Origin of the sequence: Acinetobacter sp. Q186-3, from assembly GCF_013420655.1 — a bacterium.
Classification (GTDB): Bacteria; Pseudomonadota; Gammaproteobacteria; order Pseudomonadales; family Moraxellaceae; genus Acinetobacter; species Acinetobacter indicus.
In genome coordinates this window covers 313,349-326,715 of the sequence record NZ_VOXS01000001.1, presented here as the reverse complement: position 1 = coordinate 326,715, position 13,367 = coordinate 313,349, and the positions used below count along the sequence as shown (strand labels likewise).

Here is a 13,367-nt window from a genome sequence, read left to right as displayed (position 1 = left end):
GGTTTGAAATTGATGGATATGCTTAGCGTTTAACACCCAAATATAAAACAGCATTCTGTCGACTGCTTGTTTCAGCTACTGCATACAATGTCTTGTTTGCTAAATCATAATAAGCTACACCTTTAACTTCTTGTCTAACTAAATAGCAAGGTGAACCACCAAAAACTAAATTGATTGAATAATAAGGCGCATCAGGTACAGCAACAGCACTACCAGAATAATTACAACCACTTTGACCAGTTCCCGAAACAGCTCCAGTATTTGAGATTGTTAAACCTGCACCTTCAATGCCTTGCACAATAGCCGATGTACCGCTATAGGTTCCCGCAATAGTAGAAAGATCCGCATTCGTATTATTTGCCTGGGCATCATAAACCGTATTAAAAGAAACTTGGTTAGATGACGAATAAGATATCGTCCCATTTAAACTTTTCTTAGCATCCACTGTTCCATTTAGGGTTGTGTCATATATAGTAGAGCCACCAAAATAGAAATCTTTACCATTAGTTGCTTTCACAGTATTTCCTGAAACCGTAAAATTACCAGTAATAAATCCGGTTACACCACTTCTATAGGGTGGTGTATATAAAAACCAAAACTTTTTATTTTTATCAACCAATCCAACTACATCCTGACCTTGGTTTGTAGTACCTGTATACACCCCTAAAGTTTCAGCATTAACTACTGGATCCTTTCCCCCATCGTCTACACCATGGTATGAATCACCATCACTACCGCCACCACAAGCTGTTAATGCACAGGCAATGAAACTTATCCCTAATACTTTTTTCATGGTTATTCCAGATAATAAAATTTGTAAATTAAAAAATAGAAATTAATCTTGCTCTGAATGCTTTAATTCAATTTTAGTTCCATCTGTGAACATTATAACTGATGGTTTAAACTCAAATTTAATTTTATCTAAATCCGTATTCAATAGCTTGGTATCTTCTGCCATGAATTCGTTATAGTCCGTACTTCCTTCATACTTGGCAATTGATTTCGCTTTAACACCATCATCGTATGAAAGAGTTAAATTTTTAATAGGGTCACCAAACATATCTTTAAAAGATATTATCCCTTTAAATCCTGCAATATCTTTATCACTATGATTTTCAAAAGCTAGTTGGAATTCGATATCAGTAATTTTATCAATATATTCATAACGAGCATGCCCAGACTTGGAAACAATTGCTGCTGTAAGAATTCCATCCATTTGTTTTTTGACAGCTGCATTTTCAGCTTCAATCTTTGCTTTTAATTCAGCCTGAGCTTTTTCCTTAGCATCTTTGTCTTCAAGCCATTTTTGTTGTTCTTTAATAGCATCACCAACTGTGGTTCCAGGTTCGATACCATCTCCACCAAAAGCTGCACCCATTCCCTTACGCATCAAGAACTGAGTAAGCAATTTTTTATCTTCTTCATTTAGTTTTTCAATTTGTGGTTTTAGCTCTTCCCATTTTTCAGGATCTGTAGGAATTTGAGCTGATTTTGGATTGCTACATCCAACTAAAAAAAGACTAATTACCCCTGCCATTAAAATATTTTTCATAAAAACTCAGTTGATTGTTATATAAGTCACACAAACTTTAACCAACTCAAGTATATAAATCAATCAGGACAACCTTAGTCACCCTGAGGAAAGTTCTGCAGATCTGCAAACAAATCATCTTCATCATCGCTTTGCAAATCATCTGAACCGGTACTGTCTTCAATCCCCATAAATGCTTCTAGGATCCGACACAGACGCTGAATGCCAACATGGCTGGGAGGACACTGCTTGTGATACGCATTCAACGCTTTGACTCTTGGGAAATCCAATTCATTACGAACGTAGTCGTAATCCTTGCCTAAAGTCAGCACCAAATGCGTGTACAGCTCCTCCCAGTCTATTCCCCCGAATCAGTTGCCTGCTCGTCTTCACCTGTATAAACCAGACCAGAAGCCCCCATGACCGTCTCAAATACGGCGTTCACGTGGCCAATATCAAGCAGTTCATCAGCAATGTATTCACGGGTAATTTCAGGATAGTTACGCTTCAATGAGCTATGTGCAACATCTGCCACTAAAGCAAAGTCACTTGGATCAAAGGTTTTAAGCTTTGGCATCAATTGTTCAGCAGCACCCAAGGACAACGGCGCAAAAATCCAAACTTGGCCATTAATTTTAATGGGGTTACCACGTGGGTGATCGACCTGGTTAAATTGCATGTGATGTTACTCCGAAGTGGCTTTGTTGCACAATGATTTCATAACTATATGATTTTAAAGGTTTTGATTATTTTTTGATCCAAAATTAAATTTATTTAAATCAGATGCTTACATATTTATGCAACAAAGCCCCTGAAAAGTATGATTTCGAGCGATAAATAAATATCGGTTTTAAATCAAAATAAATCAGGCAGTTTATCCACTTAAACTGTCTGATATAAATAGGACAATCCTGTCATAAATAAAATACTTTTGTATATAAATAAAACCCACGCCTCTCTTTATTCTATTTAAAAGCATGTAACCGTTTAATACGACGTGAATATCTGCCGCTGATTTGTATCGCTTTTATTGCTTTTCATCTTTTGCGCGATAGCTTGCAGTAGAGTGAAAAAAATCCTGTTCTTGAGGCAGCAGTATGGCCAAGTTTCGTCATCATGAACTGCAACAACATGCGGAGGTCTTTACCGCTAACGGCGTTCATCTGGGCCAAATTGAACAGTTTCTGGATTTAGATCGAATCCAACTAAGTCAGGATGCCGAAGGCAAAGCACATCTGATCCCGCTATCTTGGGTGGGTGATATTTGTGAGCAGCGTATAATCCTGATTAAAAACCTGCAAGAAGTACAAGAAACCTGGATTGAAATACCGCAATAAATTTTGATATCAACCGGACTTTATTCGAGGATCTGCTTATGAATCAGCTGCCGCATCTTTCATCCGTTCAACAATCTTCGCTTTCAATACAGGCCTGTCTGGAATGCATTGTTGCTTGTCAACGCTGCGCAGATGCCTGTTTACACGAAGAACATGTGCAGATGATGCGAACCTGCATCCAGCGCTGTTTGGACTGTGTTGAAACCTGCAAACTCTGTGTTGCCTTTGAAGTTCGCAACTCGGAGCTACATCATTTAGCCATGGACCTGTGTGCCAAAGCCTGTGAACTGTGTGCCGAAGAATGTGGCCAGCATGAAGATGAACATTGTCAAAACTGTGCCCGCGCCTGTCGTGCCTGCGCAGAAGCCTGTCAGATTGAAGGTTAATATGGTTTAACGAATCTCAACTGGAAAATAAAAACCACCCGAAGGTGGTTTTTATTTTTAAAAGAGCACGACTCTGGTTTGCCCTAATAAGTAAATCAGACAGGTGATAATACATGAAGCACTCACCAGAACCGTAATATCTAAAGACCGTCGTGTATTCACTTTCATATCCATACTCCTTTCTTATTATTGTTCTGTTCTTATACCAAGAAATAGTGATATGACCAATTGCATTATATTACAAAAGCTCACCTATTTATAATATACATCCCCTACATGTATATAAATCCAGAATACTTGGTAATTTATATTAAATTTATATCACCAAAATTAGCAAAAAATAACATTTACTTTTTATCTATTTAAAAATACGGATTATTCTTTTTCCACAAAACTTAATTCATACTCATCTTGGGTCACTTTTAGCTTGATTCCACGATAACGGCGCTTGTCCGGATCGAGTGCAGAATCTCGGACTTCCTTGGAAAAACGCATATCATGCATAAAATGCGCATACAATTTATAGCCCAAACGTAGTTTTTTCGGTTTCTTGCCTTCTTTTAGGCACTTATCAATGGCCTGATTTAAAAACTCCAAGCTGACATCGTTCATCTGCTTTAACCTCACTTTAACCTTTATTCATTAGTTTTAAATATAAGTAGCAAAAGTTTCATTTTTAAGAATATAGAAAAAATAATATATATATGTATAATATAAAAAATATCAGTTATTTAGCTTTGCTCGATTTTTACCATTGTTTAAAATATTTTAATAAATTACATTTCCATTAAAAACTGAAAAAAAAAGAGTCCATACGAGGGATGTATGGACCCAAACTCATAAAGAGGAAAGTCAAGAGAAAATAAGAACTTACAGCGCATATTTCCTGATTAAAATTGTCCTATTTTCCTGGATTTCCAGCATTGGCAAAAGCTTCCATTTTTTATTTTTTTTAAACGATAAGTCATATTTTTCAAAGTAATTTCAAAACGTTACTTGTCACATTTTATTGACTAAGGTGCTGGCGTTAGCTGATAACCCAAGCCTTGCGCCGCACCCAGTTGTGTTGCCGAAATGGTAAAGATGGCAGTCTGGCCGGTACTGGCACCACATACGGTAATATGTACCAGACCATCATGCCCGAGTGCTTCATTATAAACTTCTATCCCGGCCTGCTGCAGTTGCTCTTTCAGCTGCTGTAAACGCACTTTGGGATCATCCCCCTCACACTGCTTTAAACCTAAGGACTTGGTTACATCTACCTGTTGTGCTGGTATAGAAGGTACGCTTTGACATGCCATCAGCGTACAACTGGCAAACATGCCAAATAATAAACCGATCTTCATCTTGCATCTCCTTGATCAAACTGCTGCGAGCTCTGCGCTATACTGATGCTTCCTGCCCTGCAACACGTTTGATTTAACTATGAGAAAAGGAGCTGATGGATAAACATCCCCCAGACTTAGCGCTGTACGGCGGTATCCTGTTTATCTCTTGGATGTTGTGGATGCGGATTCTTTTTATTTGGAATCACTTGTGAATCGGTCTTGGGTTGAGGTTGCTGTTGCTGGGTCTTTTCATTCGAGGTTTTTTCTGGTTTAGCCATCATCGACTCCTGTCTTTATTGTTGTGTTGAACTGTTTTTATTGTTCATGATTTAAGACAGCCGCGCTGTATGGCTTTGGTCAATATTTCAGCTTTATTGTTAATTCAGGCTTTGTTATTGCAACAGTTTTTAAAAATAAGGCGTATAAAAAAGCCGCCCGCAGGCGACTTTCCGTATTATGCCACAGTCACGACTTTGACAATAATACGTTGCAGGTTTTCTGGCTCTGCTGCGTTCTGGACGCGTTTCAGTTCTTTACTAATCACTTTAAACTGATGGTTCTGATAAGAAATTACTGCAGGAATCTGGTCAAAATATAAAGCATCGGCCTGTAATTCCTCCTGGAAAAGTAAGGTTCCTAACTGATAGTCGAGGTCTTTTAAGACCATATATTTCACAATCGTTTTCATTGTATTAACCTACTTTCACTAAGCACTTTATTTTTAGTTTTACCATTCTTTTGCAGCAGAATAAACCGATAATTTCGAGTTTCGCCTAACTGCTATACAATTGAAACCGGAACGCGCGATCTTTAGCGCTAAATGCCTGAATCCGCAACAAGATTGAGGCCGATCTCGCTTAAAATCGCTTGGAAAAGAAGAAGAAATGGAGATTCATCATGCTGAAACGCTGCTGTGATGCGCTGGAACAACAGCAACTGACCATTGCCTTTATTGAAAGTGCCAGTTCAGGCTATTTATGCAGCCAGTTTTCAATTTATAAGAATAGCGGCGCAGATATTTTACTCGGGGCGCTGGTCAGCTATGACCCGAGCATTAAAGCCAACCTGTTACAGATTGATCCGGCACTGATTGCGCATTACACGGCGGAATCTGCGGAAATTACCACGCAGATGGCCTTGCATGGCCAGGCTCTGTTTAAACAGGCCAATATTGTGGTGGCCTGTACCGGTTTGCTAAAACCCGGTGGCAGCGCCTGCGCAGAGAAACCTGAAGGCACTTTTTATATTGCCATTCACTATCAGCAGCAATTGCATAATTTTCATTATCTGCTGGATGGCAGCCCGATTGAACGGCTGGATCAGCTGACCCAATTGGTAGCACAGGAAGTATTGGCGCTTATTTTATCTTCACCCGCCTAGATACACTGTTTCTCATCTTTTCTCCATGATTTTGGCTTAAAGTAAAACCATATCCTGTAATGTGGAGTCGAAGTATGAAACTGGTTCAACCATTATTATTTTCTGCTTTAGCCTGTCTGCCCATCATCAGTTTTGCCACCGTCGGCGGCCAGCAAAGGATTGAAGTGCTGGGCTATGACCAGAAAGATCAAAAAGTCTATCTGCTGCGCCATTATGAAGATGGTCGTGGCCGTTTACCGCAGCTGTATTATTACAACTTTAAATCGAAACAGCCGAATCAGCTGGTTCAGGTCAATTCGCTGTATATTAATCCCAAGACCAAAAAGATTGACTATGACCAGCCGCCTACCCGTTTTAATGCCGAGTTGGCCAAAATTAAAAACCGCCTAAAACCCTTGACCAAGGTTAGAACGCAACAGGCGCAAATTAAGGTTTTGCACAGTAGCAAACGTAGTGCCGACTGGATTAATGGTACGGAACCGGTACCACAGTGGCAATATTGCTATCGCGTTGATGCAGGGAACTTCCGCAGTACCGTCCAGCAATCCACCAGTTACAAGCAAGGCTTGAACATTCACCAGGCCTATAACATCCCGCAGCGGTCCAAAATGCTGGTGACTGTGAAATATTTAGGCATTCCGTTTGAAATGGGCTATCCGATTGAAGATCCGGTTCTGCTCAGCAATTCTCAATAACAGCAAAAATATAGCGGAAAAAATATAGCAACAAAAAATAAAGCCTCAAATGAGGCTTTATTCAATGACACGGCAGATTAAGCCGCCGAGGTACGCTCTGCAATTGGCACCACTTTACGCAGTTCTGGACCGGTATAATCCGCACTTGGACGGATAATACGGTTATCTGCACGCTGTTCCATCACATGCGCCGCCCAGCCGGTCACACGCGACATCACAAAGATTGGCGTGAACAGCTTGGTCGGAATACCCATAAAGTGATAAGCCGAAGCATGGAAGAAGTCTGCGTTACAGAACAGTTTTTTCTCGCGCCACATCACTTCTTCACAGCGGACCGATACTGGATAAAGTACGGTATCACCTACATCTTTGGCCAGACGCTCTGACCAGACTTTAATAATGCCATTACGCGGGTCATTGTCCTTATAAATAGCATGACCAAAGCCCATGATTTTCTCTTTACGCTCCAGCATGCCCAGCATTTCACGCTCAGCTTCTTCTGGAGAGGTCCAGTTTTCAATCATTTCCATAGCCGCTTCATTGGCACCGCCGTGCAGTGGACCACGCAGTGAACCAATCGCGCCGGTAATACATGAATGCATATCAGACAAGGTTGATGCACACACGCGCGCCGTAAAGGTGGATGCGTTAAACTCATGCTCTGCATACAGAATTAACGACACGTTCATCACCTGTTCATGCAGTTCATTTGGTTTTTCACCATGTAACAGATGCAGGAATTGCGCGCCAATTGAATCATCATCGGTATTTTCATCAATACGTACGCCGTCATGGCTAAAACGGTACCAGTAACAGATAATGCCCGGTAAAGCGGCCAAAATACGGTCGGCAACATCTTGCTGTACATCAAACGACTGTTCGGTTTCCAGATTGCCAAGCATCGACACGCCAGTACGCATCACATCCATGGGATGTGAATCGGCCGGAATACGCTCCAGCACTTCTTTTAGTGCATCTGGTAACTGACGTAAAGATTTCAGCTTGGCTTTATAGCTGGTTAGTTGTTCGCTGGTAGGTAATTCACCAAAGAAGATCAGATAAGCGACTTCTTCAAACTGGCAGTTTTCCGCCAGATCCTGCACGTCATAACCACGATAGGTCAGACCCGCACCGCTTTTTCCAACCGTCGATAATGCGGTTTTCCCTGCGACTTGTCCGCGCAATCCAGCGCCAGTCAGTACTTTTCCTTCAGCCATTGTTTTAATTCTCCTGCTTGAACAGTTTATCTAATGTGTTTTCAAAGGTGTGGTAATCTAAAAATTCATATAATTCTTTGCGTTGCTGCATTTTATCCAGCACATGGGTTTGTGTGCCATGCTCACGAATCGACTGCATCACTTCCAGTGCTGCTTTTTGCATTGCACGTGTTGCCGACAATGGATATAACACCATACGCACGCCCTGCTCAGCCAGTTCATCAGTGGTGTAATACGGTGTATCACCAAATTCGGTAATATTCGCCAGTACCGGTACACCGACTGCATCACAAACAGTTTTGTACATGGTAATGTCAGTCATGGCTTCTGCAAAAATTGCATCTGCACCCGCCTCAACACAGGCACAGGCCCGGTCAATCACCGCCTGTAAACCTTCTTTTTGCAAGGCATCGGTACGCGCCATCACCACAAAGTTGGAATCGGTCTTGGCATCGACCGCCGCTTTAATACGATCGACCATTTCCTGCTGGGTCACAATTTCCTTGTTCGGGCGATGGCCACAGCGTTTTTGCGCGACCTGATCTTCAATATGCACCGCAGCAGCACCTGCTGCAATCATTTGCTTGATGGTACGGCCAATATTAAATGCACCGCCCCAGCCGGTATCAATATCCACCAGCACAGGTGTATCGACACGTTCTGTAATACGGCGTACATCTTCCAGGACATTATCGAGGCTGGTCATGCCCAAATCCGGCAAACCGTAGGAATAATTGGCGACACCTGCACCCGATACATAAATGGCTTTATAGCCGACCTGTTTTGCCATCATGGCTGCATAGGCATTGACTGTACCGATAATTTGTAAGGGCTTTTCCGTGTCCAGCGCCTGTCTGAATCTTAAGCCTGCAGATGTTTGTTCTGTCATCGTCCTTTCCACAGTAGTTTCTAATTATTGAGGCTTGAGTATACTCAGAATCTTTGCCTAAACCATGACCAATTAGAATAAAGTCCCTAAAACTTTAGTCAAATATTCAAGTAAATCTGTAAGAAAAAAGTCAATACATTTCCGTCTACGCTATTCCATGCCAAGCGGTCATATATTTGCTACAATTATATTTATTCCTTACCAATTGGCGGCCTGCTCCCTGATTATGCATGATTTGGCTCAGTTAGAACCCTTTAGCAAAGATGTCCCTCCGACCAAGCGTGGGCATGAACGCTGTCTGGCTTTATTATTGAGCGCCAATGACCTGTTTCTGGAACATGGCTACGATGCTGTCTCGCTGGATGATATCGTGCATCATGCCGGTGGTTCCAAGGCCTTTATCTATAAATATTTTGGCAATAAAGAAGGCCTGTTTACCGCCATTTGTGATTATCGTGCGGAAAAGTTCTTTAAAGACATTTGCTTACCCTTTGAATCTTTTGAGGGTGATTTACGGGCTTATTTAATTCATACACTAGATAATTTTAAAAGCCATTTAAGTGTGCCGGCCAATTCTGCCTTTTTAAGGTTAATTTTGGAGCGCACCCAGCACAATGTGGAACTGGCGCGTTATATCTATGAACAAGGCCCCAAGCATTTGCAAACTTCCATTGCACATGCGCTGGATCATGCCGCCGCCCAGGGTCTGATTCGCTGTGAGAATTCACTTTATTCAGCGCAGCTGTTCTTTGGCATTCTGCGTAATCTGGAATGGCGGATTTTAATGGGCTTGCCTGTTCAGGATGACCCGCAAACCACAGATGACTATATTCATTACTGTGTCGATCACTTTCTGCAAGGTCACCAAATCGTCTAGTTTTTTGCAATTTCGATTCAATATAGTATATTAGCCGATTCCCTGTTTTATTTAACCAACCAACAACTAATTGTTGTTTTGATTTCAATTTCAGCAATTATTGTGGAGTAACGAATGGCTCTACGTCACTTTCTCACTTTACGCGACCTGTCGACTTTAGAACTTAACCAGATTTTGCAACGCGCAATTGAACTTAAACGCAAGCAGCATCAGCATGAAGTTTTCCAACCTTTTATTGGTAAAGTTTTGGGCATGATTTTTGAGAAGTCGAGTACCCGTACCCGTGTATCGTTTGAAGCTGGTATGAATCAGTTTGGTGGTAGCGCAATTTTCTTATCTCCACGCGACACCCAGTTAGGTCGTGGTGAGCCTATTGAAGATTCAGCACGCGTGATTTCAAGCATGCTGGATATTGTCATGATTCGCACCTTTGGACATGACATTGTGGAGCGTTTTGCTTCTTATTCCAAAGTGCCGGTGATTAATGCCTTAACTGACGATCATCATCCATGTCAATTACTGGCCGATATGCAAACCTTCCTTGAGCATCGCGGTCCAATCGAAGGCAAAACCGTGGCCTGGATTGGTGATGGCAACAACATGTGTAACTCGTATATTGAAGCGGCACACATGTGGGGCTTCAAGCTGAAAGTAGCCGCACCTAAAGGTTATGAGCCACAAGAAAAATTCCTGTCTGAATTTGCTCACTGTGTTGAACTGGTCGATTCTGCTGAAGATGCCGCAGTCAATGCCGATTTAATCGTGACCGACGTGTGGGCCAGCATGGGTCAAGAAGAAGAACAGAAAATCCGTGAACAGGCATTTGCCAACTATCAGGTTAATGAACGCCTCATGGATCTAGCGCATCCAGATTGTCTGTTCATGCACTGCCTGCCTGCACACCGCGGTGAAGAAATTTCAGAAAATATGCTGGATCATAAAAATTCTGTGGTTTGGGATGAAGCGGAAAACCGTCTACACGCACAAAAAGCCCTAATGGAATTCCTGATCAACGAGCATTTAAAATAATTGCTAACCGCATCAAGATAAAAAAGCACCGTTCATTCCCGGTGCTTTTTTCGTTTTGATCAAGTCATGAAATCCGGATTAATGATCATCTTTTAAATAGCGCGCTTCACGAGGAATTTGCAGACTATAGAAGAAACAGATCACCAGCATCACAATCACATAGATAAAGAAACTGTTTTCAATACCGGCTGATTTAAACTGTAAAGCCACTGAAGGGGCTGAGCCGCCAAATACTCCATTACCAACCGCATAAGAGAAACCAACACCGAGTGCACGCACATGCGGCGGGAACATTTCCGCTTTTACAATTCCACTGATCGAGGTATACAGACTTAACAGCATCATCAGGAAAATCAACAGCAAGGCCACCATCATGGGTGAATCACTAAAGGCACGCATCCCGATTGCCATAACAGGATAAATGGCAATCGCCATCAGACCACTAAACAGCAGCATCGAATTTCTGCGACCAATCCTGTCTGATAAAATCCCGAAGAATGGCTGCGCCACCATCAGAATAAAAATACAGCCCGTCATGATTAGCCCGACCGTCTGCGAATCAATGCCGATATTGGTCAGATAGGTTTTGGAATAAACCGTAATCACATAGAAACTAAGTGAACCCGCCGAGGTATAGCCCACCACCAGCAAGAAAGTTTTCCAGTGATTTTTAAACAGCTCTTTTAAGCTGCCCGACTCTTCTTTATCGCTGTCTTCATGTGACAACGTTTCTTCCAGACGGCTTCGTGCCAGCAGTGAGGCAATGGCAGCCAGACCACCAATCACAAACGGAATACGCCAGCCGCCATCCTGTAACTGCTGCTCGGTCATAAAACTCAGGAAAATTACACCCAGCAAGCTGGCCAGTAACTGTCCGCCGGTTAAAGTCACATATTAGAACGAGGCAAAAAAGCCGCGCTGACCTTTTAAACCCAGCTCACTCATATAGGTGGCAACCGCACCATATTCCCCGCCAACCGACAAGCCTTGTAACAAACGCACCAGCAACAGCAGGAACGGTGCCGCCATCCCGACTTGCTCATAAGTCGGCAATGCAGCAAACAGAAAGGAACTGAAGGCCATCAGGCAGATGGAAATCACCATGGACTTTTTACGGCCATGTTTATCGGCAATACGTCCAAACAGCCAGCTGCCAATCGGACGCATAAAGAAGCTTGCCGCAAATACCCCCCAGACATAAATGGCCTAGGTAGAACTATCCATGTTCGGTGCAGTCAGCGCTTGGGTAAAGTAAACCGCAAATACAGCATAGATATAGAAATCGAACCATTCGACGAGGTTGCCCGAGGCCGCCCCGATAATTCCCTTAATTCGACTGGCTTTTTCCTGTTTGGTTTAAGCTTGGCTCAAGGTTTATCTTCCTCATTTTTAATTTATTGAAATTTCTCATGTAGAGGCGATAAGCTCTTGCCACATAAGGAGATATTTTTGCTTAGATACAGCATAAGCACGTTGCCAATATAACTTTTAATGGAAACTTCACACAAAAAATAAAATGTAATTTTTGATCAATTTTTTAGTTAAAAAGTCTTTAAACACAATAATTTATAGATAAATAGATTATATATTTCTTAAATTTATAGAGATAAAGCCAGATCGGATGGTTGCTTATCCGCCCTATTCATGTTGATATAAATGTCTAGAATACAGCTCATAATGTGTGACTCGAATGAACAATAAAATCTATTTGTCGACAGTTTTAGCCCTCGGACTCAGTGCCCTTTCATTCACCAGCCATGCCAGTGAACTGGACCAGTATCTGCAACAAAAACAGATCATTGATGCCGAGTACAAAATCAAGAATACGACCGGACTTAATGAAATTCTGAATATTATTAGTGTGGAAGATTCACGCACCCTGCCGTATCAGGTCGATCAGGATACGATTATTGAACAGATGCAGCTATTTGCAGACCGAGTTGAAGTGAAAGGTTTGATTAGCAGCCCGGATTTCGAGCAGTTTGCTCAGGATGTTGGCCATAGCGAAGTGAAAAAAATCATGAAAAAGAATTTACTGCAGAATTGCGAGATGATTTTTGAGCATCAGTTCCAACGCGTCAATCCCTACCGGATTGAGCTGCAGTTAAGCTCGGCGCAGCAGCAGTATCAGTTACAGCTAAAAAATTCGGAATGTCAATTCTAAACCAACCCGATTAATCACTAACTGCGGTAGTAAATCCTGCCGCAGTAAATTCCCATTTTCAGCCCACAATAACAATAGAAAAATTAACGCACCAGTCCTTGTGGCTGCAAAATAATAATCAGCGCGCCGCACATCACCACCAGACCACCCAGCAGATCCCAACGACTTAAACTGACTTGATCGACAAATTTCAGCCACATCAGCGCGGTAAAAATGTAAATTCCACCATAAGCGGCGTAAATTCGCCCTGATGCTGCCGGATGCAAGGTTAACAGCCAGACAAATACCGCTAGAGCCAATACCGTAGGCAACCAGAGCCAATGTGATTTCCCCTGATTCAAAATTAAATAAGGAAAGTAACAGCCCAAAATTTCCGCCACCGCCGTCACCAAGAACAGACAAACAGTGGTCAGAATTTTAGTGATAGAAAAATCCATAAAAACTCACAATACAAGTGACGCGCAGCTTTCCAATAGAAAGGCAAAAAAGGTAAGCCTTAAGCAAACAAAAGCCCGTGCGTACACGGGCTTTTAT

The 13,367-nt window shown here is 42.1% G+C and carries 18 protein-coding genes and 1 pseudogene; 7 read left to right on the top strand and 12 right to left on the bottom strand.

Features of this window, described 5'->3' with window-relative positions:
• Positions 1-22: 22 nt before the first annotated feature.
• The 4 genes from FTT64_RS01600 to FTT64_RS01585 all read right to left on the bottom strand — a co-directional run bounded on the left by FTT64_RS01600 (position 23) and on the right by FTT64_RS01585 (position 2,210).
• Positions 23-793, bottom strand: coding sequence for a hypothetical protein (locus tag FTT64_RS01600; RefSeq protein ID WP_104498829.1), 771 nt, complete (start codon positions 791-793; stop codon positions 23-25).
• 42 nt (positions 794-835) lie between these two features.
• The gene (locus tag FTT64_RS01595; protein WP_077670459.1) at positions 836-1,552 is read right to left on the bottom strand and encodes a hypothetical protein; all 717 of its coding nucleotides are present in this window, start codon (positions 1,550-1,552) and stop codon (positions 836-838) included.
• Between the two features lie 74 nt (positions 1,553-1,626).
• Positions 1,627-1,863, bottom strand: coding sequence for a hypothetical protein (locus FTT64_RS01590; RefSeq protein WP_168397648.1), 237 nt, complete (start codon positions 1,861-1,863; stop codon positions 1,627-1,629).
• A 26-nt stretch (positions 1,864-1,889) separates the two neighbouring features.
• Positions 1,890-2,210, bottom strand: coding sequence for a hypothetical protein (locus FTT64_RS01585; protein ID WP_168397629.1), 321 nt, complete (start codon positions 2,208-2,210; stop codon positions 1,890-1,892).
• A 418-nt stretch (positions 2,211-2,628) separates the two neighbouring features.
• Here FTT64_RS01585 and FTT64_RS01580 point away from each other — a divergent pair, with 418 nt between their 5' ends.
• Positions 2,629-2,868, top strand: coding sequence for a DUF2171 domain-containing protein (locus FTT64_RS01580; RefSeq protein WP_005177756.1), 240 nt, complete (start codon positions 2,629-2,631; stop codon positions 2,866-2,868).
• 38 nt (positions 2,869-2,906) lie between these two features.
• Complete coding sequence (locus FTT64_RS01575) at positions 2,907-3,254, top strand: four-helix bundle copper-binding protein (RefSeq protein WP_016658164.1); 348 nt, start codon at positions 2,907-2,909, stop codon at positions 3,252-3,254.
• A gap of 375 nt (positions 3,255-3,629) precedes the next feature.
• Here FTT64_RS01575 and FTT64_RS01570 read toward each other — a convergent pair whose 3' ends face one another.
• The 4 genes from FTT64_RS01570 to FTT64_RS01555 all read right to left on the bottom strand — a co-directional run bounded on the left by FTT64_RS01570 (position 3,630) and on the right by FTT64_RS01555 (position 5,270).
• Complete coding sequence (locus tag FTT64_RS01570; RefSeq protein ID WP_005177751.1) at positions 3,630-3,866, bottom strand: hypothetical protein; 237 nt, start codon at positions 3,864-3,866, stop codon at positions 3,630-3,632.
• 401 nt (positions 3,867-4,267) lie between these two features.
• Positions 4,268-4,600, bottom strand: coding sequence for a hypothetical protein (locus FTT64_RS01565; RefSeq protein ID WP_127799543.1), 333 nt, complete (start codon positions 4,598-4,600; stop codon positions 4,268-4,270).
• A gap of 116 nt (positions 4,601-4,716) precedes the next feature.
• The gene (locus FTT64_RS01560; RefSeq protein WP_005177747.1) at positions 4,717-4,860 is read right to left on the bottom strand and encodes a hypothetical protein; all 144 of its coding nucleotides are present in this window, start codon (positions 4,858-4,860) and stop codon (positions 4,717-4,719) included.
• Positions 4,861-5,036: 176 nt separating this feature from the next.
• Positions 5,037-5,270 carry a hypothetical protein gene (locus tag FTT64_RS01555; RefSeq protein WP_127799541.1) on the bottom strand — a complete coding sequence of 78 codons (234 nt, stop codon included), beginning with the start codon at positions 5,268-5,270 and terminating at the stop codon, positions 5,037-5,039.
• A gap of 209 nt (positions 5,271-5,479) precedes the next feature.
• Between FTT64_RS01555 and FTT64_RS01550 the strand changes: the two genes are divergently transcribed.
• Entirely contained in the window at positions 5,480-5,962 is a 483-nt protein-coding gene (locus FTT64_RS01550; protein WP_127799539.1) for a CinA family protein, read from the top strand.
• A gap of 74 nt (positions 5,963-6,036) precedes the next feature.
• Positions 6,037-6,657 (top strand): aminotransferase, encoded by a 621-nt coding sequence (locus FTT64_RS01545; protein ID WP_180181981.1) that lies wholly within the window; start codon positions 6,037-6,039, stop codon positions 6,655-6,657.
• 77 nt (positions 6,658-6,734) lie between these two features.
• Here the strand turns inward: FTT64_RS01545 and prpC are convergent, their stop codons facing one another.
• Both prpC and prpB read right to left on the bottom strand, forming a co-directional pair.
• Positions 6,735-7,874 (bottom strand): 2-methylcitrate synthase, encoded by a 1,140-nt coding sequence (prpC, locus tag FTT64_RS01540; protein ID WP_180181980.1) that lies wholly within the window; start codon positions 7,872-7,874, stop codon positions 6,735-6,737.
• Between the two features lie 4 nt (positions 7,875-7,878).
• Complete coding sequence (prpB, locus tag FTT64_RS01535; RefSeq protein WP_005177735.1) at positions 7,879-8,763, bottom strand: methylisocitrate lyase; 885 nt, start codon at positions 8,761-8,763, stop codon at positions 7,879-7,881.
• A gap of 226 nt (positions 8,764-8,989) precedes the next feature.
• On the opposite strand from prpB, the gene FTT64_RS01530 reads away from it, so the two are divergent.
• Positions 8,990-9,640, top strand: coding sequence for a TetR/AcrR family transcriptional regulator (locus tag FTT64_RS01530; protein ID WP_075167741.1), 651 nt, complete (start codon positions 8,990-8,992; stop codon positions 9,638-9,640).
• Between the two features lie 114 nt (positions 9,641-9,754).
• A complete protein-coding gene (gene argF, locus FTT64_RS01525) occupies positions 9,755-10,669 on the top strand; it encodes an ornithine carbamoyltransferase (RefSeq protein WP_005177730.1) in 915 nt (304 codons plus the stop codon).
• Between the two features lie 78 nt (positions 10,670-10,747).
• Here the strand turns inward: argF and FTT64_RS01520 are convergent.
• Positions 10,748-12,001 (bottom strand): annotated as a pseudogene (locus tag FTT64_RS01520) (MFS transporter).
• 358 nt (positions 12,002-12,359) lie between these two features.
• On the opposite strand from FTT64_RS01520, the gene FTT64_RS01515 reads away from it, so the two are divergent.
• The gene (locus FTT64_RS01515) at positions 12,360-12,833 is read left to right on the top strand and encodes a hypothetical protein (RefSeq protein ID WP_180087977.1); all 474 of its coding nucleotides are present in this window, start codon (positions 12,360-12,362) and stop codon (positions 12,831-12,833) included.
• A gap of 83 nt (positions 12,834-12,916) precedes the next feature.
• On the opposite strand, the gene FTT64_RS01510 is transcribed toward FTT64_RS01515, so the two are convergent.
• Complete coding sequence (locus FTT64_RS01510) at positions 12,917-13,270, bottom strand: YnfA family protein (protein WP_005177718.1); 354 nt, start codon at positions 13,268-13,270, stop codon at positions 12,917-12,919.
• Positions 13,271-13,367: the final 97 nt, after the last annotated feature.